The following is a 22,835-nucleotide window of genomic DNA, read 5'->3' on the forward strand; positions in this document are numbered from 1 at the left end:
ATCCATTGCACCCCTATCGTTTCGGCCGTGGCGAAGTTCGACGAAGTCCTCTCATCCTTCTGGCGGTACCCGGCCGACGACGACCATGTGGCGTTGACCGACGCGGCGATCCGAGACGCCGAGGAAAAACTCGGTGTGCGACTTCCCACCTCGCTGCTGCGCCTTCTCCGGGTACGCAACGGCGGCATCGTCTCCGACCGCTGGGACGCCTTTCCCGTCGAGGGGTCGGGGTGGTCGGAGCATTACGCGTGCTTCGACTACCTCAACGGCATCCGCGACGAGGATGATTTCACACTCCTGGATACGCCGGACATGGTGCAGGAGTGGGAACTTCCCGCACCGGTCGTGCTCCTGCACGGCGATGGGCACTGGTGGGTCGCGCTGGACTATCGCGCCTGCGGCCCGACAGGCGAACCATCGGTCGTAGAAATCGACTCCGATGGGCCGGAAGTCGTCTATCTCGCATCTGATTTCGAGTCGTTCGTCGAGGGGCTGACCTCGTCCGAACAGTTCTCGAGACCTGATCAGCTCGCTGTAGCGACCGCCGACGCCCTGGCCGCTGAAGTTCACGCTGGAGCTCGCGCTCCGAAAATTGAACTCCCAGACCGACTTCCACGGTGGCCGAATCTCTAGACGCACTCGGGAACCCGATCTTCTCGTCACGCTGCCGTGTTGGTTATGTGTGGCGGCCGGCAAGTCGTCGGCGTCGGACATCGAGCAGCCGATCAGTCGGCCGTCCAAATTGCCAGCTCACCATTCGGCATGCATACGACCCGATAACCGTTCGGACCTACGAGTGTCCATGCCTCGTATTCCTCATCTGGCGGGACCACGAGCCGGTTCCCGGAATCCAAGTCGATGGTCAGAGTTCCCGAAGAATTCACGACAGCGGAAGTGATCGCACCGCGAAGGACGGATTCGAGATCGCTCTGCGAACCGCCCCCGTTCGCGAGCGCAACAGACCATCGGCCACCTCGGCTGGATTCGATCTCCATATCTCCCTCGATCTGGAGATCGAATCCGCCGCTGGTCGAGACCTCGACCAGGTACTCGCTGACTGCGACCGAGACGCGCTGCCCGGTAATCGGTAATTCCATTACCATCCTCGAGCGCGTGAACCGTTGCCTGCCAAGCTTGTTGATTTTCACGGAGGCGACTGCCGGACCCGGAAAGTCGAGCAGCAACGCGGGGCCTCGACACGCCAGTCGCAGTTCGTGACCTGTGGTTGCGGACAATCGAGCTGGACTGCCGTCGTTGCGTCTTCAGGTAGCCGCGCGGTGGCTCGTCCACGGCCCGCCGACAGCGGAGCGCGTGGCCTTGAAGCCCGGTTCGAGGTCCAACACATCGATCAATGTCGGATCCTCATCGATGGCATGGCTGAGATGCCCGATCCGGCCCTCGTCGCGGGCATCGGTGGGCCCGATGAGCTGCCACAGTTCGTCGTCATCGTCATTGGAGACCAGCAGGACGGGCTCCTGCTTCTCGAAGACCTCCGGGGTCTGGATACACGGCGTCAACAGCAGCCAGTGGCGCATCCACCAGGCCCGCGGGTCGCTCGCCATCACCTGGTCGGCAACCCACCATACAAACGGCAGGTTTGGGTGGGCGCGGGCCTGCTCGGCGGTCAGATCGGGGCCGCCCTCCGGCACCCGCTCGAACGGCTCGTCCACAAGCGCGAATGCGTACCCGCCGTTGCGGTCGAGAACTACCGCGTGGAAAGTTCCGCCGCCCGGGTTCCCAGCCCCGAAGCCGAGGGAGAGCCGTCCGACGTGCGGGTCGGAACCGGTTACCCAGCCGAATGCATACGACGCGAGTTCGCCTCCAGGACCCACGAACTCGCCGAACGCCCGCCGATCCATCCCGGTCGCGTCGGGCGTCGGTACCTCGATCAGCTGACCCGCCGTGACTTGTCCATCCACGAGTGGATCGTAGTTGCACTTTGCTGAGTGCGTCCAAATGTCGCGTCTGCGGGCGTGCAGTCTCTGACGAACCTCATCGCGGCTCCCGTGAGGCCGCATCGAACTGCCACGTAAGGCACATCTGCCACGCCACCATTCGAGCTACGTCACTATCGCGCCGATAACCCAGACTCCCGTCGCCAGCAGCGCCCCGAACAACTCGATCAGCATAGAAAGACCGACACCCTTGAGCGCGTGAACTGTTGCCTGCCAAGCCTGTTGGTTCTCACGCAGACGCTGAAGCTCCGAAAGATAGACACCGAGAACGAAACCCACGAACAAGCCGACCACCGGGATCACGAAAAAGCCGACGATGCCCAGGACCGCCCCGACGAAGAGAGCCCGGTTCGAGACACCCGCGTCCTTCATCTTCTGGCCCGGCCAGGTGTATTTGATGATGCCGGACAACACGAGGAACGCGGTGCTGACAGCGAAAACGGTCCACGCGGTAGCACCGCCCTCGACGAACGCCCAGACCGCGATCGCACCGAAGATCAGGATGACACCGGGAAGTATCGGGACGATTATCCCCAACAGCCCCACCAGAATTACCAGGCCGACAACGACCTCACCCCACATGCTCACTGCTGGTCCCTCCGGTAGTGGCGTCGTGTCACGCTGCCTGGATTCTGGCGTATCGGCTGGTTCCGTGCACGAGGTAGGTGCCGGACGGGGTTGTTTGGGTGTCGAGCGCCAATGGGCACGGGGTACCGCGAATCTCGCTACCGAGCCAGAGGGCCGCACGCACCTTGGCCCAACGTTCTTTCCTCGTTCCAGGAGAGATGGCGATCGCTAGCGGCGCAGGAGGTCCACGATGCCGGTGTTCGACTCATTCCCGCCGCCCTCGGCGACCCGGCGCTCCATCAGAGCCATGAAGGGCGTGAGGAGTTCGGGGCTGACGCCCTGTTCGGCGGCGATACGCAGCAACGCCCCGCGCGGTCGAATTGCGTTGATAGCGAGCACTATTCCCAGAACCAGGAAAGCGCTGATGGGCCAGTAACCTTGGTTCGTCGCCCACCTCGAGTGGTGCAGTTACGACCGCGACAAAGGAGTCCGGTGTGGATGTTTGGTTCGCCGCCCATCCCGGGCTCGGCGCGCGTTGGCGGCCGAGCAGGCTTGGATCCCCGAGATATCGATGCGCCATGCGACTGAGCGAAAGAACTACGTCTGGCGATCGCACAGACCGGGACAGTGACAGCTCGGGAAATGCATCCAGGGACACCCCATCGCCCCGGGCCGAGCGCACACATTCCAGTCCCTCGACCAAGGGTCGTAGCGTCGCCGTGACGAGCGACAGAATTGCTGCCGCAGCGGATGCCCTCGAGAAGTAGCCGACCTGATGATGCAGGCTCGTCAGCTGCTCGTTCATCTGACACGGCAGGTCGCCGAAGCTACCGAGCAGGGCGCCCGAGCTGTCCGTGCGAGGTTTCGCGAAGGCGCCGCACGGATTCGCGCTGCGGCGGACGCGTTCACTAGGGCGGATGGAAGATATGCCACCCGTGTCCTGGAGGAAGACGACATCCCCGCAGGCGAAACAGATTTCCTAGGCTGGGACGACCGCGGAAATGTATGGGCTTTCACCCCGGATCACGTCCGGTCCAGATTGCTGCGAAACTATGATGGAAAACCGATCGGTGTCCAGTATCCGTCCAAACCATTCGATTCTATGGTCGGCAAAATCTGGTCCAGGTCGAAGTATCGGCACACCGATTTCGAGTATTTCATCGACGATGACGTCGAATCCTCCACAATGCGTTTCAAACGGCGTTCACCTCTGCGCGAGCCACCATGGGTCCGCATCAGTTCTGATTACCAGCACTTTTCCCCCCGCGCGCGTACGAACCCGGTGTACGTGGATGCGCACGCGAATGGTTCCGCCTTCCTCGTCCGAATCAAGACCGGCAGGTTTTCTTCTGCGGTAGTGGACCTAAATGGCACCGATTTCGCTCGCCTCAACGTAGCCAACAACCATTTCAATCGAGCATTGTCGGAGAATCGGGACACAAAAGCATTGGTACTCGTTGCGTGCGAGTCGGCGTCTTATTTTCATTCCTTGAGCTATGCCAGTAAGAAGTTCGCCAATTACTTGCAAAACGAGGCCGGTCTGGATATCGATGTGTTCGGTGCCACCGGACCCGTAGCCACACCGCCAACCATGTGGCCAGCATTCTTGCGATCTTCAGAACTGGGCGTGAGCCTTCCCGGAGGCGTAGACAGTACTGAGCCGGCTTGGATACGACACACGGTGCAAGGCCAGGACATCCCCATTTGGGCCCGCAACTCACCACCTGAAGGCCGTACCGCCGATAACGACTACTTGTAGCCACAATCTGATCGGAGGAATCTCGATGGACCAACCGATACCCAAGACGGTCATCCAGCAGGGCGACTGGTTCGTGCTGCCGGCCCCCTCCTGGAACCCCGATGGTCCTTCAGCGACCCCTCCCCCAGAAGCGACGGTCGGCGGCTGGATGGTGGAAGTAGACGGCACAATCGGCCCTTTCGAGCCGAACCCGGGCTACTTGCCCGCGGACGACTCCACACCGAGCGATCCGATCGATGCGATGCTGCGACTCATCGCTGCCGGGGAGAAACTCGGCGACGAACTCGTCGCGATGATCTGCCACTCGGTCGTGGAAATCGGCTGCGGCGACGACGATCTCCCGCTCATCGGCGCTGCGCCGGACGGCGCACCGTGCGTAGTGGTCGCAACCGCGGCGGTACAGAAGCGAACAGTGGACGTTGACCGCTGGATGCTCATGGTGGGCAGCGATCTTCCGAGGATCGTTCCTCGGGGCGTCGACATCATGCTCAACCCGAGCGGCGTAGCTCCGTTCCGGCTGCTCATCAACACCATGCGCGGCGATCCCGCGACGTCGTGACCTGGTGAAGTCCTCCAGCTCGCTGAGGATGCGGTGCAGTCGATCCAGGTAGGCCGACAACGACCTCACCCCCACATCCTCACTGCTGGTCCCTCCGGTAGTGGCGTCGTGTCACGCTGCCTGGATTCTGGCGTATCGGCTGGTTCCGCGCAGAGGCGGCCGACGTCAGCACCACCGTTGCCGAGGCCGAGCGCTTGGGCGCAAAGGTATTGGTGCCGCCCACGACGAACGAATCCGGCTTGGCCCTCGCTCAGCCCGCAGACACCTCGGGCAAGCAATTAGCTACCTTTACCTCGCCGCCGGCGGCCTAAGCCCTCGTGGTGGTGCGCCGTGATGCGGCGCACCACCCCCCGCGAAGTCGTGTACGAAGGCGGACAGTTCGTCGGTGTCGAGGGCGGCCAGCAGGCAGGTGGTCGCCCGAGCCGTTTTGTCGGCGAACTCGGGGTCCTTGCCCGCGTTCCAGGTCTTGGTTTCCTGACGTTCGGCTAAACATCAGCTACTAGTATCGCCATGGGTGCCACGCCAGAAGGCCACGGCGCAGTAGAGCGGTCGAACATCACAGTGAAAGGGAAATATCCATGCAGCGATCCACTCTCTACCATGCGCTCGCGGTCACCGTGACCGCCGTCGTCGCAGCCACCGGCGCGCATCTCATTGCCGGATGCGGCACTGCGTCGTCACAGCCGTGGCCCGGTAGCGGTAGCGCCGAGCAGTTCACCCTTGCCGCAGACAAGTCGGGGCACCGATGGGCGTCCGCCGCGTCCGCCACCGTAACGCCCGGGGTGCAGACCAACACCGAGGGTGCGAGACAGTGCACCGCGAACTACACCTTCGTCGACGATGCCGGCAACGTGTACCTCGGTCAGGCCGCGCACTGTGCGGGTACGGGTATCGGCGACCTGAAAGACCCCGACGGCTGCACCGCCAACAGCCTCCCCCTCGGCACCGCGGTAACCTTCAACCGCGGCGGCATACTGATTTTCCCGGGTGAGGTCGTCGGCACCGGTCATCTGGTCTATAGCAGCTGGCTGGCCATGCAGCAGAACGGCGAACACGACCACAATACCTGCGCCTACAACGATTTCGCGTTGGTGAAGGTCGCCCCCGAGGACGTCAGCAAGGTCAACCCGACCGTGCCGTACTGGGGTGGTCCCGTCGGCATCAACACCACCGGAACCGGCACCGGTGACCGCGTTTACGGCTACGGCAACTCCGGCCTGCGGTTCGGAATCGCCGAACTGTCCCCTCGGACCGGCCAGAGCAAGGCCGACGGGCTTGTTACCGCCGGTTGGACACACGCGCTGACCGTGACCATGCCAGGGATACCCGGCGACAGCGGCAGCGCCTTCCTCGACCGCAACGGCTATGCCGTCGGCACGCTATCGACTCTGGGCATCGGTTTGCCGATCGTCAACAACATCGGTGACCTGAGCCACGAACTTGCTTACGCCCGAGCACATTCCGGCATCTCGGGACTCTCGCTGGTCCTCGGCACCGAACCGTTCGACCCGAACCGCTGAGAGAGGTGTCAGCTACGACGATGCCGAGTGGGAACAGCGCATGCAGAACGCGTCCTGAGCTCGCTGTGGTGGCGCCTGACCTGATCTGGCGGCGGGTCGATGACTTCCTCGGCCAGTGTCGGATCGGTCGATAACATGCCGACTATGCCCGGGTGACGCCGGAGGCGCACTTCAAGACCACGCTCCGCAGGCTCATTGTGGTCAACCGATTCGGCTGGTTCTGAGCACAGAGAGGTTCCGGACGGCGGAAGCGTTTCGGCCGGCTTCGCGCACGGGGCAGATTCTGGACGGACATCCGGAGCCGCGGTCGCGCCGCGGCATGGTCGCGAGGATCTCGCGGGATAACGGCGGGGCTGCGGTCGATCAGAACGATGTTCTCGGCACCTGCCGTCCCTGCGGGTGGGAGATCACCCCGGTGCGGCCCTGAAACTGCACCGGGATGTCCCGGAATTGCGCTGCGCGGGCTGTCCACGACGCAGGCGGATCTACGCAGGCACGGTGACGCCGAACCACAACTGTGTGGCAGCGTGGAGCGCGTCCAGTTCGGCGGCGTCCAACTGGGGCGAGGACGATGCCCAGGCTACGTAGCAGTCCGGCCGCAGCAGCAGCGCGGTGGCCGGCGATGCCGGAGTGTGCGGTCCTGTGGTGACGATGTCGACCTTGTCATGCGAGCCGGGCAGCGCCTTGGCCGCGGATGCGTTCCCGGTCAGATCCAGCAGCAGCGGCCGTGCGTTCCTGGTCAGCTCCGCCAGCCTGACTGTGCCGGTGGGCCCGTCCAGCCGGAGGTCCGGCGCGAACCGGCCGACCAGAGGGTGTGGGTAGGGCTCGCCCATGTCGTAGCGGATGTCCGTCCCGGCAGTGAGGTCGGCGAGGCGTTGCACAGTGTCGCGGTCGTCGAGCAGTTCCGCGAACACTTCCCGCAGCGCGGTGACATCGCTGCCCGGGGCGAGCAACGCCGCCTGCGCCTGGGCATACATGACCATGCGGCGCGCGGCTTGCCTGCGCTCCGTTTCGTAGGTGTCCAAGAGACCGAGCGGGGCGGTGCCGAGCACGGCCGCGGCGAGCTTCCAGCCGAGATTCACCGCGTCCTGGAGACCGAGGTTGAGGCCGGGCCCGCCACCTGCGGTGTAAACGTGGGCGGCGTCGCCGACCAGGAAAACGCGGTGATCCCGAAAGTGTTCGGCCAGCCGGGTGTTACCGCCGGTGACCCTGCGCAGCACATGTGGTCCATCACCGGGCGGCAGACCGAGCGGCAGGTCGGCGCCGAGCACGCGGCGTACGCTCGTCGCCAGCTCATCCAGGCTCATCGGTTCCCTGGGCTCGGGCTGGTCCCACTCGATAGTGCTGACCAGCGGCGGATGGCCGGGCAGCGGCGCATACGAGAAACCACCGTGCTCCAAGCGGTGGGGCAGGAACGGCAGAACGGCCCCGTAACCGGGTATGTCCAGCGCGCCGGTGATGGGATCCACCCACTCGCCGGGGACCGTGGCGTGCGCGGTCCGGTCGGTCCGCCGATCGTAGGAGACGCCGGGGAAGCCGATGCCGGACAGCTTGCGGGTGACGCTGTGCGCCCCGTCCGCGCCGACCAGATACTGTGCCCGCATTTGGTAGGTCCCGTCCGGGCCGGTGACATCGACGGTGACCGCATCGTTGTCCTGCGCAAGGCCGACGACTTCGTGCCCGCGACGGATTTCCACACCGAGCTCGAGGGCACGTTCGTAGAGCACCTGCACGATGTGGCTCTGCGGCGCTGTGAGGCCATAGACCGGGCTGTCGTCGAGCAGGCTCAGGTTCAGGCCCATCGCGGCGAACATGAAGTAGGCCGAGTTCGGCTGTGGCGGTGCGGGATTGCCGCTGAGGCGCTCATACAACCCGCGGTGGTCGACCAACCGGACAACCTGACCGAGTAGGCCGTTCGCCTTCGGTACGTCGCTGGGTTCCGGCAGGCGTTCCAGCACGATCGGCCGGATCCCGGCCAGGCTCAGCTCGCACGCCAGCATCAGCCCGTTCGGGCCGCCTCCGGCGATGACGACATCGGTGATCATTGACGGTTTCTCCTTCATATAGATGCAAGGCAAAAGAGCATCGACCCGGCGTCAGCCGGGCAGCGTTCAGCCATACGGTTCAGGTCAGTGGACCAGGAGGTCGAGGATCGCGACCGGCTCGGTCAGTTCGAGCAGTCGCGAGATTTACGGTACATCAAGTACCTTAGTTGCGTCGATCCATAGGAGGCAATGACAATAAAAAGGTACTTCCAGTACCGATTGGAGAGGCCCGTGGCGGAGAATCCGACAAGGCGGTCAGATGCCAGGCAAACACGACGACGGGGGGCCGCCCTGGAGGATGCGATCCTGGCTGCTGCGGCGGACCAGCTCACCGAGTCCGGATACGCCGGGTTGACCATGGACAACGTCGCGACCCGCGCGGGCACCAACAAGAACACCATCTACCGCCGCTGGCCCAATCGTCTCGCGCTCGGCATCGCGGCCTACCGGCAATTGGCCACCACCGCACCCCTACCGGACACCGGCAGCTTGCGCGGCGACGTCCTCGAGTTCCTGCGCCAGGCGAACCGCCACTGGAGCTCCCCGCTCGGCGCGATCCTGCGCGAACTATTCGCCGCGGCAGGCGGCACGGCGGAACTGGTCGGGCAGCTGCGGGATCAGTCCGGCGACGCCGAGGCGGCCCCCTGGTTGACCATCCTGGGTCGCGCGGTCGCACGCAGCGAGGCAGCCCCCGAAGCACTGCATCCGAGGGTCGCCACCGTGGCTATTGTCCTGCTGCGCAACGAATTCGTGGTGCGCGGCTCCCCGACCGCACCCGACGATGTGCTCGTCGAAATAGTCGACGAGGTGTATCTGCCGCTGGTGCGACAACGCGGTGCGACTTCGAGATGATCGCGCCCCGGCGCTGAGCCCCGCAGCCGCTCTTCGATTCCCCGACCGGGGCCATTACGAGTCGCGCTCGCCATCGTGGACCGGCGGTCGACCCGGCCAGAGACCCCGCCGCACATGCTCACGGCCCGCAAACCGATTGCGGCGGTTCGTCACCGCGCGGGGAATCCGGCGTACCGGCCGGTTCTAGGCACAAGGAGGTTCCGGACGGGGGATCCGACGTTATTGTCATACTGTCAATACACCCCCGGGCCGCTCCCGGGACGGACGCACCGCGTCGCCGGTGCACTGGATCAACGACGAACCGAGGTAGGGCGTGAGCACACCAACCACCGCCACCAAGCAGGGCCCGCTCGCGGGCATCAAGGTCATCGAGCTGGCCGGTATCGGTCCGGGTCCGCATGCGGCGCTGCTGCTGGCCGATCTCGGCGCGGACGTGGTGCGAGTGCAGCGGCCCAACCTGCTCCCCGGCTTCATGGAAAGGCCGCAGTGGCGTGGGCGCACCATTGTCGAGGCGAATCTGAAGGATCCGGCCGATATCGAGAAGGTCCTCGGACTTGTCGAGAAGGCCGATGTGCTGATCGAGGGCTTCCGCCCCGGTGTCACCGAGCGTATGGGCCTCGGGCCGGATGCCGCGCTGGCGCGCAACCCCCGCCTTGTCTATGGCCGGATGACCGGATGGGGACAAGAAGGCCCGCTCGCCGACCGCGCCGGCCACGACATCAACTACATCTCGCTCACCGGTGTGCTGAACGCGATCGGCCGCAAGGGTGAGCGTCCGGTGCCGCCGCTGAATATGGTCGGCGACTTCGGCGGCGGCTCGATGTTCCTGGTGTTCGGCATTCTCGCCGCGCTGGTGGAGCGGCAGAGCTCCGGCAAGGGCCAGGTGATCGACGCGGCGATGATCGATGGGGCCCTTGCCCTTTCGCACATGATCTGGGGCATGCGCGGCATGGGCCTGTGGTCCGACGAGCGCGGCACCAACCTGCTCGACACCGGCATGGCCTTCTACGACACCTACGAGACCTCCGACGGCAAGTACATGGCCGTCGGCGCGATCGAGCCGCAGTTCTACGCCGAGCTGCTGAAGGGCCTCGAGATCGATCCCGAGGGCCTGCCGATGCAGATCGACCCCAATGGTCAGGACCAGCTGAAGAAGCTGTTCACCGAGAAGTTCAAGACCAAAACCCGCGACGAGTGGGCGGAGATCTTCGACGGCACCGATGCCTGCACCACCCCCGTCCTCACCTTCACCGAGGCCGAGCAGAACCCGCACATCGTCGCCCGCACCGGCCTGATCGAGCTCGACGGCGTCGTCCAGCACGCACCCGCCCCGCGCTTCTCCCGCACCCCCAGCGCCACCCCCACCCCGCCACCGACGGAGGCGACCCCGTTCGAATCCGTCTGGGCCGACTAGGCATTCACCGCACTAGCCGAACGGCACGTTGGATGACCACACGTCATCGGGCGTGCCGTTCGGGTGTCGGAGGGCGGCATTCCCATTCGACCTCCGGACCGATGGCAGCACATCGCCGAGTTGTCGGCGGCCCGTCGCTTCCGAGCGGCCGAGACTTGCGGAGTAGAGCGGCCGAGCGGACTGTCGCTCGGAACTTTCACCGCCGCAACGCAGTACCGCATCGCTGGTGCGCGGCCCCGGCTCAGACGCTGGCACTCGGCAGCTACCGGCGTGTCCAGTCGGGCTGAACGAAGTCGGCTATTCGAGCTTCGGACGGGTCCCGGCCGAGCAGGACGATCTCGCGGAACTGCCAGAGCATCGCGCCGGTAGGGGCGTGGATCGTCATGTCACTGCCGAGTCGCATCTGCAGCAGGCCTCGGCCTTCGGTGCCAGGTGCCGGCGTGTTGTCACGGAGTGCGGACTGCCGCACGGCCTCCCGAGGGTGGACCCATCGTGGTGTGTCGTCGGCGGCCAGTCGAGCGAGATCCACCAGATGGACGGAATGGATCTCGGCTGGGCTCGGCGTCAGGTCGGTCGTATCGGCGAGGGCCGCCACGAACGGGGTGATCACGAATCCCGAAGCGGCGGGGAAATCGTCGAGCCTGCCGAGCAGGTCGGCGGGAGTCGCGGTCAGGCCGAGTTCCTCGTGCAGCTCTCGCAATGCGGCCTGGTCGGCGGTTTCGCCGTCGTCCAGTCGGCCGCCGGGCAGCCCCCACTGCCCGGCATTGCGGCCTTGGTAGGCCCGCTTGATGACGATCACCGATGGTCGTCCGTCGGCTTGCTCCACCACGCACAACAACACGGCGGCACGACGGATGCCTGGGGTATCCGGAACTTCGATGTGCGGAAACTCGCTCAGCCGCACGTTCGCGAGCGCACGAAAGTCATCGACGTTCTCGGGGACACGCGGTCCCGTGGTGGAGCCCATACCCGTCGATACTGCCCCACCTGTCCCGGTGACGGTTCACCTCCCACCCACCTGCCGCCCATCAGTCCGGTCGACGACTCAGAGCGGCCCAGCCGCACGCAAGGATTCCGTCGAACGAGAGGTGACGGGGCGGTTTCTCGGCACATGCCGTACCTCGGCGGGCACGCCTTCAGGGCGTCGGCGGGTGTTCGGTTCCGGGCGACCGAGCGCGCCCCTTCCCGGCCTTCCATCCGGCTCGGCGACACGATCGCTTTCGACGACCCCGCTTCGGCCACACCGCGCGACTGCGGCAACCACGGGCGAAACCTCCCCCTCGCGAGCGCCCTTGCACTCTGGGGCCGGACGCGGTTCGGGGCGGGAATGCTTCGGGCCCTATGCAGCCGCGGCGCCGGCCGGGCTGGCGGCATCGGCCACTCCGCGGGTGACCAGTTTTGCGATTCGCGCCACGAAAGTGCGTGGGCGGCGGGGCATCAGGTGGGCTGCGGCGAAGTTCCCGGCACCGGGGACGACGTAGCCCTTGTTGCGCTCTAGCGCGCGCAAGGCGGAACCCACCACCCCCTCAGCGCTGCCGAACGGTGCACCGATGGCGGCTTTTCGGGTGCCCACCACGTCGAAGAACTCGGTCTCCGTCGGGCCGGGGCAGACAGCGAGGACCTTGATGCCGCGGTCGCGGTATTCGCTCCACAGCGACAGGCTGAAGTTGAGAACGAAGGCCTTGCCCGAGGCGTAGGTGGCGAAGTAGGGCGCGGGTTGGAAGGCGGCGGTCGAGGCGACGTTGACGATTTCGCCGCTACCGCGTTCGAGCATGCCGGGCAGCAGACGGCGGGTGAGGCCGGCCAGCGCTACGACGTTGACCATCAGCTGGTCGTGTTCGCGATCGGCGGCGAGTTCCTCGAAACGGCCCGCGCTGCCGAAGCCCGCGTTGTTGACGAGGGTGTCGATCGAAACCCGCCGGGCGGCAAGCTCGTTCGTGATGCGAGCGGCGGCGTCGGGCTCGGCGAGGTCCTGGCCGATGACCTCGACTCGGACGCTGTGGCGGTCGCGCAGTTGGGCGGCAAGGGATTCCAGGCGGTCCAGTGAGCGGGCGACCAGGACGAGGTCGTGGCCGCGGGCAGCGAGGGCGGCGGCGAACTCGGCGCCGATGCCGGAGGAGGCGCCGGTGACGAGGGCGGTTTTTCCAGAGCGGGTCATGTCTAACTCCTTCGATCGGATGCAACACAACAGTAGCTGTATTTCCAAAATATGCAACATCGATGTCGCATCTAATTCTGGAACTGAATACCACATGTACTATTTCCAGCAGATAGCAGTTAAGAGGAGCCCATGCCGTCCACATCCGCACGCCCGCTACGCGCCGACGCCGAACGCACCGTGCGCGCCATCCTCGACGCGGCCGAGCGGGTACTGAGCGACAACCCGAACGCGACGCTGGAACAGATCGCGGAAGTCGCGGGCGTCGCGCGGACCACCGTGCACCGCCGCTTCGCCAACCGCGAGGATCTGGTGCGCACCATGGCGATCACCGCGTGGCGGCGAATGGACGCGGCGGTCGATGCGGCCCGTCCACAAACCGCCCCGCCGCTCGTCGCGCTACATCAAGCGACGGCCAATGTCATCCAGATCAAATACGGAGCCGCATACGCCCTCGATCGCATCGATGTGAGCGACCCCGAAGTCGCCCGGATCCAGGCAAACGTCTTCGCGAAATGCGATGCGGCGTTTGCCCGGGCGCAAACCGAAGGCGTTATCGCACCCGACGCCGACCTCACCTGGGTGCGCCGCGTCTATCTGGCACTGATCACCGAAACCGTGCACGGCGCAACCGAATTGGACACGACGACAGACCCGGACGCGCTCGCGAGCCGCGTCATCGACACCCTCCTCGGCGGCGTCGGACGCGGGCGGTAATCGACCGACGCACGGCATCCGGCTAGTTGGACACTGGTGTGAGGATCGGGTCCCGGCTGATCGGTTGGGTGATGGCCGATACCAGCGATGTGGCCGCGCGCGAGGAGCGGCGGCGAATCCGCAACGCCGCCGATCCGGACCGGGGTTCGCCTCGGGTCCGGCGCGCAGGCTGGGATCGGGTTCCCGACCTCGCGGCACATCCTCCGGCTGAGCCTCCCCACTATCGCGGGCATCCAGAAGTTTGCTGAGCCGTCGATGCCAACCGTAGAGTCGGGCAATAGGGAAGGTGTGTCGCTCCCCGAAAATACTTGGTGACGAAGGGGTTTCGCGAATCCGATAGAGGGAAGTCGATGGGTGCCATGGTGGTGGCCGTCGGCGCTGCAGTGCTACTCGCGGGATGCGACGGCAGTTCCAGCACCAGCCAGCCGACCCCGAGCAACTCGCAGGCGGCGACGACAACCGCTGCGGCCGCGACCACATCCGCTGGGGGTGCGACCACATCCGCGGGGGGCGAGGACTCGAACACCGGAGGTGCGAACACAACGGACGCACCAGCGCCCGCCCAGCAGTCCGCGACAGTGGCGCCCGCCGCGCTCTGGGACCCCTGTGGGATATCCGACGCCGATATCACCAAGCAGGGATTGCGCGTCGACAGCAAGGTGGCGCTCACCGGATCCGACAGCTCAGGCGATAAGAGCTGCCGTTGGCAGTCCCTCATGGGCAAGTCCGAAATGACGATCGTGTCGACCCGGAATACGGTCCAGGACTTGATGCAGAGCGGCCGCTATGTGGATTTCAATGCACTGTCGGTCGGCGACCGAGCGGCCCACCAATATCGTGCCGCCCAGGACACGAATAAAATCGGCTGCTACATCAGCATTACGGTGCCGGGCGGCCTCGTCGCATTCGTCACGCGGAATCTACAGCCCGATGCGCCCGAAGAACCATGTGTCGGGGCGCGTCGTATCAGCGGCGCGCTGGTCGGGTATCTCCCCTGAGCGCCTCGGAGGGCAACGACGGTAGCTGGAATACGGTGCGCGACAAAGACCGTCAGCTGACCTCGGACGGTGACACCAGTCTCATGAGATGGCACAGGTGGTGACAGGTTCCCCAGAAATGCCCGAATTCACTGTGACACAAAGTTTTACATGACTGTTTCGCGATGACTATGGGTTGCGAAGAGCCTGTTAGAGGGAAGTTTTCACGTTCAGGGTGCGGGTAGGGCTGGTTGGCGCTCGGGTTGGCCGCCGATGATGTTGGTCGGTGTGCTGGAGGGTGAAGTTCGTGGCGACGCGGGTGTTCGCGGACGCGGAGTTGGAGCGTCTGCGGGGCCCCGGAGATCAGCCGCGACGAGCTGATCCGGTTTTCACCCTGGCTCCGGCGGATCTGGCGGTTGTTGATCCAGGACGGGTGCGGGGTCCGGCGGACCGGTTGGGTTCGGCGGTGGCTTTGTGCACCTTGCCGTAGCTGGGATTCGTGCCGGACAGGGTCGTGACTGCGCCGCCGGTGGTGATAGCGCGGCCGGCCGAGCAGCTGAAGGTGGACGCGGCCCGTGCAGGTGGACGACGATGGGCAGATGTCGCTCAGTACACGCGAGGCCGATCTGTTCGAGAGTTACCGGGGCCGTTTGGAGGCGATAGCCTACCGGTTGCTGGGGTCGGCGAGCGATGCCGAGGACGCGGTGCAGGATGCGTTCCTGCGGTGGCATGCCGTGGACCGGGAGCACATCGAGACGCCCGAGGCGTGGCTGACGAAGGTGCTGACCAATATCTGCCTCAATCAGCTCACCTCGGCGCGGGCGCGACGGGAAACCTATGTGGGGCAATGGCTTCCGGAGCCGGTACTGGCCGGTGACCGGATGCTCGGTCCGGCCGACACCGTCGAGCAGCGCGAGTCGGTCTCCATGGCGATGCTCGCGGTCATGGAGCGGCTCACGCCCAATGAACGGGTGGTGTACGTGCTGCGTGAGGCGTTCGGTTACTCGCATCGCGAGGTCGCGGAGATCCTCGACCTCACCGAGGTCAATTGCCAGCAGATCTACCGGCGGGCCAGACAGCATGTCAGCACCGAGCGCTCCCGGACCGCGGTCGATGCGGAAGCCGCGCGCCGGATCGTCGAGGAATTTCTCGCCGCGGCCCTCAGCGGCGATACCGAGCCACTGATCCGGTTGCTCACCGACGATGCGGTCAGCATCGCCGACGGCGGCGGCAAGGTGCCCGCCCGCAAGACTCCCGTCCTCGGCGCACTCGGCATCGCGCGCTACCTGCGCGAGGTGTTCCGTGGCACCAAGGTCAAGCGCGATCTGGTCGGCGGCGTGCCGTCGCTCTATGTCGTCGAGGTCAATGGCGCTCCGGCCGCACTGGTCGAGGTCGACGGGCGGGTGTACGGCGTCTTCGGCCTCGACACGACCGCCGAGGGCGTCGCGGCCGTCCACATCCAGCTCAACCCCGACAAGCTGGAACACATCACTCGCCAGTGGAGGGCCGCCGGACCTCGGCGACCCTTCACCGTGGGGTGGTGATTCACCTCACAGTCCATAGCTGTCAGGGTTTGCGGGGCTGTCCGGTTCAGGAGGTGAGTCCAACCCGATAGGAGCAAGCCATGAAGCACCGCATTGTCGTTCTCGGAGCCGGGTACGCCGGAGCCAATGCCGCTGGACGCCTGGCTCGGCGACTGCACCCCGACGACACCGAGATCGTTGTCGTCAACGCTGATCCCGATTTCGTGGAGCGGGTCCGCTCGCACCAGCTCGCGGCCGGGCAGAAACTGGAGCGCCGCAGGCTGATCGACGTCTACGCGGGTACCGGAGTGCGGGTGCGAATCGCGCGGGTCACCGCCGTCGACGCCGACCGCAAGACAGTCGCGCTCATCGACGACCGGGGCGTCGACGAGATCGCTTACGACACACTCGTTTACGCCCTCGGCAGCACCTCGGCCGACAATGGCGTCCCCGGCGTCTCCGAGCATGCGTGCGCCATCGCGGGCAAGCCGTCCGCGCTGCGGCTGCATGAACGGCTGCAAGACCTCGGCGCGAGCGGCACCGTGTTGGTTGTCGGAGGGGGCCTCACCGGCATCGAAGTGGCCACCGAGATCGCCGAGTCCCGCCCCGATTTGCGCGTATCGATCGCGGCCCGCAACGGTTTCGGTGACTGGCTCAGCACAAAGGCCCAGCAGCACCTGCGCAGTACCTTCAACTGCCTCGACATCGCTGTGCACGAGCACGCTGACATCACGCGCGTCCGAGCCGAGGGTGCGGTCACCGGCGACGGCAGCGTGATCCCTGCCCAGGCGACGGTGTGGACGGCCGGTTTCGCGGTCCACCCCATCGCCGCGGCCACCAGCCTCGAGGTAGATGAGACGGGCCGTATCGTCGTCGACGCCACCATGCGCTCGGTCTCGCATCCCGACGTGTACGCCGTCGGCGACGCCGCACTGGCACAGGGCGCGGGCAACAAACCGCTCCGCATGTCCTGCGCGTCGGGCGTCCCCATGGCCCACCATGCCGCCGACGCCATCGCCGCCCGCCTGACCGGCCGCAAGGTCCCCCAGAAGACCATCGGCTATGCCGTCCAGTGCATCAGCCTCGGCCGCCGCGACGCCATCATCCAATTCGTCACCCCCGACGACCAACCCAAGCCCTCCGCTATCACCGGCAAGACAGCCGCCCGCATCAAGGAGTTCGTCTGCAAGTCCGCAGTATGGAGCATCACCCACCCGACGAATATGCTCCCGGCCCGCCGCCGCCACCTCATCGTGGCCGCGGAGGCGCTCGCCGTCACCGCGTGACGCCGCACCACCGCGTGGGCCCTGTCGGACGACGACCCGACACGGCCCGCGCCGGGCGGATCCCGGCCGATCGGGTGCCGGTGATCGCCGCGCATGTGTGCACCTGGTACGCGCCCAGCGCCTGGCCGTGCATCCCGAAACCCTTCGAGCCTAACAGGTCTCAGTAGCAGGTCAGCGGCTGGAGCGGGTCGGCCGCGCGCGGGGTCAGCGCTTGATAAGCGGCGGCAATCGACTTGACCGCGAGTCGGAGTTCGGGTTCCGGATGGGTGAACGGCAGGCGCAGGAAACGTTCGAAAGCGCCCTGTACTCCGAATCTCGGTCCGGCCGCGAGCAATACGCCATGGTTGGGGGCGGTGGCCGCGAGGGCTGTGGAGACCGGGGCCGGAAGTTGAGCCCAGACGGACATGCCACCGGCACCGGTGGTGACGCGCCAATCGGGTAGTTCTTCGGTGACCGCCGTCAGCAGAGCGGCACGCTGCGAGAGCAGTTGACCACGGCGGCGGTCGAGGATGGCATCGGCATGCTCCAGCAGATAGGTGGTGGCCAGCTGGTCCATCACGGGGGTGCCGAGGTCGACGGTGGAGCGGATGCCGAGCAGCTTGGTGATGAGCGCCTGGTTGGTGCGGATCCAGCCGACGCGCAGGCCGCCCCAGAAGGATTTCGAGGCCGAGCCGATGGTGACGATCTCGGTGCCCTTGGCGAAGGCGGCGACGGGCGGCGGCGGGGTGGCATCGGTCAGGTGCAGGTCCATCATGGACTCGTCGATCACCACGGTCATGCGGGTGTCGCGGGCGATGGCAGCCAGTTCCGCGCGGCCCTCGGCGCCCAGCAGCAGGCCGGTCGGGTTGTTGAAGTCGGGCACCAGGTAGGCCAGCGTTGCCGCGGTTTGCCGTGCGGCACTGCGGATTCCATCGAGATCCCAGCCCGAACCCGGGGTCTCGGGACGCAGCGGCACCGGCACCGGGCGGGCGCCGACATCGCGGATCGCCTCGATGGCGTTCGGATAGGTGGGGTGGTCGATCAACACCCGCGCCGCCGGAGCGGTGAGCACATTGAGCAGCAGCCGCAAGCCGTGCTGGGCGCCGAGGGTGATCAGGATCTGGTCTGCTCCGGTGGGCAGGCCACGCTCGGTGTAGCGACGTGCCACCGCCTCGCGCAGCGCGAGCACGCCGACCGGGTCCATGCCGTGGGTCATGAGGTAGGGCGGAAGGCCCTGCAGCGCTGTCGAATACGCGTCCTGCATTTCCAGCGGCGCGGCCATGGCGGCGTAGGTCATGTCGATGGTCGGCAATTCCGGCTGTGCCATCAGCGCGAGAATGCTGCGCGCAGGCTTGGCGCCGTCATGCTGGATGGCGGGCGGCAGGGCCACGGTGCTGCGGGAGCCCTGCCGACTGATCAGGTAACCGTGCTCGCGCAGCAACGCGTAGGTGGAGGTGATGGTCGTGCGGCTGACGCCGATGGTGGCGGCGAGGTCGCGTTCGCTGGGCAGGGCGACGCCGAGTGGGGCCCTGCCGTCGTGGATGAGCAGCCGGATGCCCTCGGCAAGGGCCAGGTAGGCCGGGCGCGCGGACCTGCGGGACTCACCGGATTCCCCGCCCTCGTCCGCACTGCGCCACTGCCCCAGGTCCCGAGCCAAGCTGGCGGCACCGATCACTCTTGTCGACATAAAGTCCAGTATCAACCAAGTGGATATTTCTTGGCAAGGCCAGTCGGCGCAAGCTGTCCGTTATGACCGCAATCGTGACGGTGCTCGTCCTCGGATTCTGCACTTACCTCATCTACCACTACGCGCCGAAGCGGTCGGAGGAGATCTTCCGGATCGACCGGTTCCGCGCACCGGGCCCACTGACCGACCGGTCTCCGTTGCACTACGAAGACCAGCGCCGATACTCGGATCTCGCCGCGATCTACGGACGCAGCGACATGCCGGATCCCGACCTGGGGAGCGCGGCGCGACCGGCCGTCGCCGCGCAGCGCGCGGAATCCGTACCGATCGCCACACGCAAACCAGTCCAGTTGTGCAAAACTGGACTTGTCCGCAAAAATCTGTCGGCTGCGGGAGGCACACTGGCGGTATGAGTGAATCCGCTCGCGCGTCCACCGGGGCGGCGCTCTTCGACACCGCGATCGGGATCTGCGCGATCGCCTGGAACGAGGGCGCCGTCATGCGCTTCCAGCTGCCCGAGTCCAGCCCCGCGGCCACCCGGGCACGGATCACCCGCCGCCGCAGCGGCAGTGCCGACAGCACCGAAATTCCCGAGCAGACGCCGACCGGTCCGATCGCCGAAGCGATCGCAGGCATCCGCGCCCACCTCGACGGCAGCCTCGACGACCTGCGCTGGATTCCCTTGGACACCAGCACGATTCCCAGCTTCCACCGCGCCGTGTACGAGGTGACCCGAGCCATCGACCCGGGCCACACGCTCACCTACGGGCAGGTCGCCGACCGCATCAATGCTCCCGGCGCGGCCCAGGCCGTCGGACAAGCGTTGGGCCGCAACCCGATTCCCCTCATTATCCCGTGCCACCGGGTACTGGCCGCCGACAACGCCCTGACCGGTTTCTCGGCCCCGGGCGGCATCACCACCAAACAGCATCTCCTGGAGATCGAACGCACCCCCGGCTTCGGCGAGCCGACACTGTTTTGAATCCCACCGATTAGTTCGTCCGGCCCGCGCCGTCTTATCTCTTGAAGCAACGCACGCGCTATCAGGAGAAGAACGACCATGGAGACTGTCACCTCGGCCGACGGCACCGTCATCGCATTCGACCGGCACGTCGGAGGCGACGCCGGAACAGTGATTCTGATCGGGGGCGCATTCAGCTTCCGCAAGTTCCCCAAGATGGTCGAGATTTCCGAGACCCTCGCCAAGCAGTACGGCTTGACGGTCGTCAACTACGACCGCCGAGGCCGTGGCGACAGCACCGATACGCCGGGCGAGTACAACGTCGATAACGAAATCGACGATATTGCCGCGCTGATCGAGGCGGTCGGCGGGTCGGCCGCCCTGTTCGGCTGGTCATCGGGTGCCATGCTCGCGCTGCGAGCCGCGGAATCCGGCCGGGTGCCTGGCATCTCGCGCATCGTCGCGTTCGAGCCACCGTTCGTCATCGATCGTGAAAACCACGTACCGCCCGCGGATTTGACCACCGAACTGCATGCGCTGATTGCCGCGGATCGCCGCGCGGAGACTGTGCGGTTCTATATGAACAAGGCCATGGGTATGCCGCGCGCCATGGTGGCGGTCATGCGATTCACCCCGTACTGGAAGGGCCTGCTCGCCACCGCGTACTCGATTGCGCACGACTGGGCGGTGGTGGAACCGTTCATGCGCGGCGAGGCCCTGCGCACCGAAGACTGGTCACATGTCACCGTGCCGACGCAGGTGATCTCCGGTACCAAGAGCATCCCGCTGCTCCGCAAGGGCGCCAAGGCCATTGCCGCCGTGCTGCCCGATGCCGAGCACACGGAGCTCGCGAAACTCAGCCATAACCCGTCCATCGAGATCCTGGCCCCCGCCGCCGCCGAATTCCTCACCCGGGCCGGATCCGACGCTTGATCGCCGCGGCCTGCGGCGGCGATCCAACCGCCGCAGGCCTGTTGCGATCAGACGGCCGGCACCGGTCGGCGATCGCGGTGCACCATGTACACCGCGATCACCAACCCCGCGAAGGTCAGCAGCGCGCCGACGAGATAGATCGACCGCAGGCCCAAGGCACTGTCGCCGACCTGCCCGCCGAGCCACCCCGCGAACGCGGCGGCCAGCTGAAATCCGGAGGCGTTCACCGCAATGGCCAATGTCGGTGCGGCACTGGCGGTTGCCATCACTCGAGTCTGCATCCCGGGAATGATCGCGAATCCGAACACGCCGATCACGAAGGTCGATGCGGCCACCGACGTCGCATCCGTGCCGACCGCCCACATCACCGTCAGCGCGGCGGCAAGGCAGCCGAGCAACCCGGCCACCGAGGGCAGCAGGGATTTGTCCGCCAACCAGCCACCGAGAAAGTTCCCGATGACCGCGCCGACGCCGTACACCAGCAGCAGGATGGGCACCGCGCCGTCGGCGAATCCGGCGACGTCGGTGAGCAAAGGCGCGATGTAGCTGAAGACCATGACCAGCCCGACATTGCCGACGGCCGTCAGCGCGATCGCCATCTGGACATCACGGTTGGCGAAGACCCGCAGTTCCGGCAGCACCGGCCCGGTCGCGTGCACCGGCAGCACCGGAACGAACCGCAGCACCATCAGCAGTGCGCCGGCCGCGAAGACCCCCACCGTCGCGAATGTTGCTCGCCAGCCGAAGCTTTGGCCGATGAGTGTGCCGATCGGGGTGCCGAGAATAATGCCCAGATTCATGCCGAGTGCCACTTTCGCCACCGCGGCGGACTGTCGATCCGGCGGTGCGGTCGACACGGCGGTCGCGATCGCGACGGCGAAAAATGTGGCCACGACGAGTCCCGCGGCGCCTCGCGTGATCAGCAGCACCGCGTAGTTCGGAGCGACCGCCGACCCGAGATTCGCCAGTACTGCCACCGCGACGAGACCGATGATCAGCGGTTTACGAGCCAGCCGCGCGGTCGCGATGGTGATGACCGGCCCGCCGACGATCATGCCGACGGCATAGGCGGTGACCAGCAGACCGGCCGCGGATACGGACACCGACAGATCGGCGGCGACGTCCGGGAGAATGCCCGCGATCACGAATTCGCCTGTGGTGAGACTGAAGACGACGAGCATGAGCGAAAGCAGCGAAAGTGGCATCCACGTCCTCCAAGATAGTTCTAACTGTAATGATTTGAATTAGAACTATCACAGTTCGAATCATCAGCGCTAGACTCGAGCCATGGCAAGACGGCCGGACACGTCCGCGGACAGCAAGATCGACCGGGATATGTGCAGGCTGGTGCACCAGTTCGCGCACCAGCTCGACACCAACGCGCGTCGCGTCGCCGACGAGCTCGGCCTGACGCCGACTCAGGTCGTCATGCTGCGTGAGCTCTCCGAACCGATCACCGCACGAGAACTCGCGGCCCGCATCTTCTGCGAACCGTCCAACGCGACATTCGTCCTCGATCGACTCGAACAGCAGGGCCTGATCGAACGGCACCCGCACCCGACCGACCGCAGGGCGAAACAGATTGTGCTCACCGAGACCGGTCACGACCGCCGCGCCGAGGTACTGGTCGGCCTGCACACCGACTCACCGCTGTCGCCGCTGACGACACTCGAACAGGAAACCCTGCGCGATCTACTACAACGGCTGGTCGCGCCGCAATAGCAGCAGCGTGATTGCGAGGGTGGATGGTCGCGCCGAAACCGGCGCCCGCAGTGCCACCGAGGATGGCGCCGACCAGGATTCGGGTCAGGCAGTGCGGCCTCTGCACGTGCGCACGCACCATAGCCGTAGCCCGGATGTCGTCAGACCGGACGAAACCGGCTCGACGCTGATGAAGTCACCGCCTACTCCGTTCCGCGAAAGCGACCATCGCCGGCCGGTGG

Annotated in this window: 23 protein-coding genes and 1 pseudogene; 15 read left to right on the forward strand and 9 right to left on the reverse strand. The window is 65.9% G+C overall.

Annotated elements, in window-relative coordinates:
• Positions 1–27: 27 nt before the first annotated feature.
• Positions 28–633, forward strand: coding sequence for an SMI1/KNR4 family protein (locus tag OHQ90_RS02510; protein ID WP_328406945.1), 606 nt, complete (start codon positions 28–30; stop codon positions 631–633).
• 92 nt (positions 634–725) lie between these two features.
• Here OHQ90_RS02510 and OHQ90_RS02515 read toward each other — a convergent pair whose 3' ends face one another.
• From OHQ90_RS02515 to OHQ90_RS02530, 4 genes are all read right to left on the reverse strand, one after another.
• Complete coding sequence (locus tag OHQ90_RS02515; RefSeq protein ID WP_328406946.1) at positions 726–1,097, reverse strand: DUF6188 family protein; 372 nt, start codon at positions 1,095–1,097, stop codon at positions 726–728.
• Between the two features lie 165 nt (positions 1,098–1,262).
• Positions 1,263–1,919 (reverse strand): hypothetical protein, encoded by a 657-nt coding sequence (locus OHQ90_RS02520; protein ID WP_328406947.1) that lies wholly within the window; start codon positions 1,917–1,919, stop codon positions 1,263–1,265.
• 141 nt (positions 1,920–2,060) lie between these two features.
• A complete protein-coding gene (locus OHQ90_RS02525) occupies positions 2,061–2,537 on the reverse strand; it encodes a DUF456 domain-containing protein (protein ID WP_442941435.1) in 477 nt (158 codons plus the stop codon).
• A gap of 213 nt (positions 2,538–2,750) precedes the next feature.
• The gene (locus OHQ90_RS02530) at positions 2,751–2,921 is read right to left on the reverse strand and encodes a hypothetical protein (RefSeq protein ID WP_328406949.1); all 171 of its coding nucleotides are present in this window, start codon (positions 2,919–2,921) and stop codon (positions 2,751–2,753) included.
• A 376-nt stretch (positions 2,922–3,297) separates the two neighbouring features.
• On the opposite strand from OHQ90_RS02530, the gene OHQ90_RS02535 reads away from it, so the two are divergent.
• The 3 genes from OHQ90_RS02535 (at position 3,298) to OHQ90_RS02545 (ending at position 6,360) form a co-directional block, all read left to right on the forward strand.
• The gene (locus OHQ90_RS02535; protein ID WP_328406950.1) at positions 3,298–4,281 is read left to right on the forward strand and encodes a hypothetical protein; all 984 of its coding nucleotides are present in this window, start codon (positions 3,298–3,300) and stop codon (positions 4,279–4,281) included.
• 25 nt (positions 4,282–4,306) lie between these two features.
• Positions 4,307–4,840, forward strand: coding sequence for a type VII secretion system-associated protein (locus OHQ90_RS02540; RefSeq protein WP_328406951.1), 534 nt, complete (start codon positions 4,307–4,309; stop codon positions 4,838–4,840).
• A gap of 578 nt (positions 4,841–5,418) precedes the next feature.
• Positions 5,419–6,360: a hypothetical protein gene (locus OHQ90_RS02545; protein ID WP_328406952.1), complete on the forward strand. Its 942-nt coding sequence runs from the start codon at positions 5,419–5,421 to the stop codon at positions 6,358–6,360.
• Positions 6,361–6,845: 485 nt separating this feature from the next.
• Here OHQ90_RS02545 and OHQ90_RS02550 read toward each other — a convergent pair whose 3' ends face one another.
• On the reverse strand, positions 6,846–8,405 hold the full coding sequence (locus OHQ90_RS02550; RefSeq protein ID WP_328406953.1) for an FAD-dependent monooxygenase: 1,560 nt from the start codon (positions 8,403–8,405) through the stop codon (positions 6,846–6,848).
• A gap of 231 nt (positions 8,406–8,636) precedes the next feature.
• On the opposite strand from OHQ90_RS02550, the gene OHQ90_RS02555 reads away from it, so the two are divergent.
• Positions 8,637–9,257: a TetR/AcrR family transcriptional regulator gene (locus OHQ90_RS02555; RefSeq protein WP_328406954.1), complete on the forward strand. Its 621-nt coding sequence runs from the start codon at positions 8,637–8,639 to the stop codon at positions 9,255–9,257.
• A 313-nt stretch (positions 9,258–9,570) separates the two neighbouring features.
• Positions 9,571–10,671 carry a CaiB/BaiF CoA transferase family protein gene (locus OHQ90_RS02560; RefSeq protein ID WP_328406955.1) on the forward strand — a complete coding sequence of 367 codons (1,101 nt, stop codon included), beginning with the start codon at positions 9,571–9,573 and terminating at the stop codon, positions 10,669–10,671.
• A gap of 262 nt (positions 10,672–10,933) precedes the next feature.
• Here the strand turns inward: OHQ90_RS02560 and OHQ90_RS02565 are convergent, their stop codons facing one another.
• Together OHQ90_RS02565 and OHQ90_RS02570 are read right to left on the reverse strand one after the other, a co-directional pair.
• Positions 10,934–11,638: an NUDIX hydrolase gene (locus OHQ90_RS02565; protein ID WP_328406956.1), complete on the reverse strand. Its 705-nt coding sequence runs from the start codon at positions 11,636–11,638 to the stop codon at positions 10,934–10,936.
• A gap of 372 nt (positions 11,639–12,010) precedes the next feature.
• On the reverse strand, positions 12,011–12,829 hold the full coding sequence (locus OHQ90_RS02570) for an SDR family NAD(P)-dependent oxidoreductase (RefSeq protein ID WP_328406957.1): 819 nt from the start codon (positions 12,827–12,829) through the stop codon (positions 12,011–12,013).
• Positions 12,830–12,961: 132 nt separating this feature from the next.
• On the opposite strand from OHQ90_RS02570, the gene OHQ90_RS02575 reads away from it, so the two are divergent.
• From OHQ90_RS02575 to OHQ90_RS02590, 5 genes and pseudogenes are all read left to right on the forward strand, one after another.
• Positions 12,962–13,546 carry a TetR/AcrR family transcriptional regulator gene (locus OHQ90_RS02575; protein WP_328406958.1) on the forward strand — a complete coding sequence of 195 codons (585 nt, stop codon included), beginning with the start codon at positions 12,962–12,964 and terminating at the stop codon, positions 13,544–13,546.
• Positions 13,547–13,896: 350 nt separating this feature from the next.
• The gene (locus OHQ90_RS02580; protein WP_328406959.1) at positions 13,897–14,544 is read left to right on the forward strand and encodes a DUF3558 family protein; all 648 of its coding nucleotides are present in this window, start codon (positions 13,897–13,899) and stop codon (positions 14,542–14,544) included.
• Positions 14,545–14,830: 286 nt separating this feature from the next.
• Positions 14,831–15,142: pseudogene (locus OHQ90_RS39310) on the forward strand (DUF4158 domain-containing protein); the annotation flags it as partial.
• Positions 15,123–16,067 carry an RNA polymerase sigma-70 factor gene (locus OHQ90_RS02585; RefSeq protein WP_328406960.1) on the forward strand — a complete coding sequence of 315 codons (945 nt, stop codon included), beginning with the start codon at positions 15,123–15,125 and terminating at the stop codon, positions 16,065–16,067. The pseudogene OHQ90_RS39310 and the gene OHQ90_RS02585, both read left to right, overlap by 20 nt.
• Positions 16,068–16,147: 80 nt before the next feature.
• A complete protein-coding gene (locus OHQ90_RS02590; RefSeq protein WP_328406961.1) occupies positions 16,148–17,332 on the forward strand; it encodes an NAD(P)/FAD-dependent oxidoreductase in 1,185 nt (394 codons plus the stop codon).
• 160 nt (positions 17,333–17,492) lie between these two features.
• On the opposite strand, the gene yczR is transcribed toward OHQ90_RS02590, so the two are convergent.
• Entirely contained in the window at positions 17,493–18,998 is a 1,506-nt protein-coding gene (gene yczR / locus OHQ90_RS02595) for a MocR-like transcription factor YczR (RefSeq protein ID WP_328406962.1), read from the reverse strand.
• Positions 18,999–19,060: 62 nt separating this feature from the next.
• Between yczR and OHQ90_RS02600 the strand changes: the two genes are divergently transcribed.
• The 3 genes from OHQ90_RS02600 (at position 19,061) to OHQ90_RS02610 (ending at position 20,892) form a co-directional block, all read left to right on the forward strand.
• The gene (locus tag OHQ90_RS02600; protein WP_328406963.1) at positions 19,061–19,411 is read left to right on the forward strand and encodes a hypothetical protein; all 351 of its coding nucleotides are present in this window, start codon (positions 19,061–19,063) and stop codon (positions 19,409–19,411) included.
• Positions 19,408–19,980 carry a methylated-DNA--[protein]-cysteine S-methyltransferase gene (locus OHQ90_RS02605; protein WP_328406964.1) on the forward strand — a complete coding sequence of 191 codons (573 nt, stop codon included), beginning with the start codon at positions 19,408–19,410 and terminating at the stop codon, positions 19,978–19,980. The genes OHQ90_RS02600 and OHQ90_RS02605 overlap by 4 nt, the downstream gene beginning before the upstream one ends.
• A gap of 78 nt (positions 19,981–20,058) precedes the next feature.
• Positions 20,059–20,892, forward strand: a complete 834-nt coding sequence (locus OHQ90_RS02610; RefSeq protein ID WP_328406965.1) for an alpha/beta fold hydrolase — start codon at positions 20,059–20,061, stop codon at positions 20,890–20,892.
• 47 nt (positions 20,893–20,939) lie between these two features.
• Here OHQ90_RS02610 and OHQ90_RS02615 read toward each other — a convergent pair whose 3' ends face one another.
• A complete protein-coding gene (locus tag OHQ90_RS02615) occupies positions 20,940–22,097 on the reverse strand; it encodes an MFS transporter (RefSeq protein WP_328406966.1) in 1,158 nt (385 codons plus the stop codon).
• 82 nt (positions 22,098–22,179) lie between these two features.
• Here OHQ90_RS02615 and OHQ90_RS02620 point away from each other — a divergent pair, with 82 nt between their 5' ends.
• Positions 22,180–22,614 carry a MarR family winged helix-turn-helix transcriptional regulator gene (locus OHQ90_RS02620; RefSeq protein ID WP_328406967.1) on the forward strand — a complete coding sequence of 145 codons (435 nt, stop codon included), beginning with the start codon at positions 22,180–22,182 and terminating at the stop codon, positions 22,612–22,614.
• The last annotated feature ends 221 nt before the right edge of the window (positions 22,615–22,835 follow it).

The organism is Nocardia sp. NBC_00403, assembly GCF_036046055.1.
GTDB lineage: Bacteria > Actinomycetota > Actinomycetes > Mycobacteriales > Mycobacteriaceae > Nocardia.

Bases quoted from the DNA above. Each gene is read 5' to 3' on its own strand.
- OHQ90_RS02515 (WP_328406946.1), bottom strand. From the start codon at position 1,097: ATGGAATTACCGATTACCGGGCAGCGCGTCTCGGTCGCAGTCAGCGAG.
- OHQ90_RS02525 (WP_442941435.1), bottom strand. From the start codon at position 2,537: ATGTGGGGTGAGGTCGTTGTCGGCCTGGTAATTCTGGTGGGGCTGTTG.
- OHQ90_RS02535 (WP_328406950.1), top strand. From the start codon at position 3,298: ATGATGCAGGCTCGTCAGCTGCTCGTTCATCTGACACGGCAGGTCGCC.
- OHQ90_RS02540 (WP_328406951.1), top strand. From the start codon at position 4,307: ATGGACCAACCGATACCCAAGACGGTCATCCAGCAGGGCGACTGGTTC.
- OHQ90_RS02545 (WP_328406952.1), top strand. From the start codon at position 5,419: ATGCAGCGATCCACTCTCTACCATGCGCTCGCGGTCACCGTGACCGCC.
- OHQ90_RS02550 (WP_328406953.1), bottom strand. From the start codon at position 8,405: ATGATCACCGATGTCGTCATCGCCGGAGGCGGCCCGAACGGGCTGATG.
- OHQ90_RS02565 (WP_328406956.1), bottom strand. From the start codon at position 11,638: ATGGGCTCCACCACGGGACCGCGTGTCCCCGAGAACGTCGATGACTTT.
- OHQ90_RS02570 (WP_328406957.1), bottom strand. From the start codon at position 12,829: ATGACCCGCTCTGGAAAAACCGCCCTCGTCACCGGCGCCTCCTCCGGC.
- OHQ90_RS02575 (WP_328406958.1), top strand. From the start codon at position 12,962: ATGCCGTCCACATCCGCACGCCCGCTACGCGCCGACGCCGAACGCACC.
- OHQ90_RS02580 (WP_328406959.1), top strand. From the start codon at position 13,897: ATGGGTGCCATGGTGGTGGCCGTCGGCGCTGCAGTGCTACTCGCGGGA.
- OHQ90_RS02585 (WP_328406960.1), top strand. From the start codon at position 15,123: ATGTCGCTCAGTACACGCGAGGCCGATCTGTTCGAGAGTTACCGGGGC.
- OHQ90_RS02590 (WP_328406961.1), top strand. From the start codon at position 16,148: ATGAAGCACCGCATTGTCGTTCTCGGAGCCGGGTACGCCGGAGCCAAT.
- yczR (WP_328406962.1), bottom strand. From the start codon at position 18,998: ATGTCGACAAGAGTGATCGGTGCCGCCAGCTTGGCTCGGGACCTGGGG.
- OHQ90_RS02600 (WP_328406963.1), top strand. From the start codon at position 19,061: ATGACCGCAATCGTGACGGTGCTCGTCCTCGGATTCTGCACTTACCTC.
- OHQ90_RS02605 (WP_328406964.1), top strand. From the start codon at position 19,408: ATGAGTGAATCCGCTCGCGCGTCCACCGGGGCGGCGCTCTTCGACACC.
- OHQ90_RS02610 (WP_328406965.1), top strand. From the start codon at position 20,059: ATGGAGACTGTCACCTCGGCCGACGGCACCGTCATCGCATTCGACCGG.
- OHQ90_RS02615 (WP_328406966.1), bottom strand. From the start codon at position 22,097: ATGCCACTTTCGCTGCTTTCGCTCATGCTCGTCGTCTTCAGTCTCACC.
- OHQ90_RS02620 (WP_328406967.1), top strand. From the start codon at position 22,180: ATGGCAAGACGGCCGGACACGTCCGCGGACAGCAAGATCGACCGGGAT.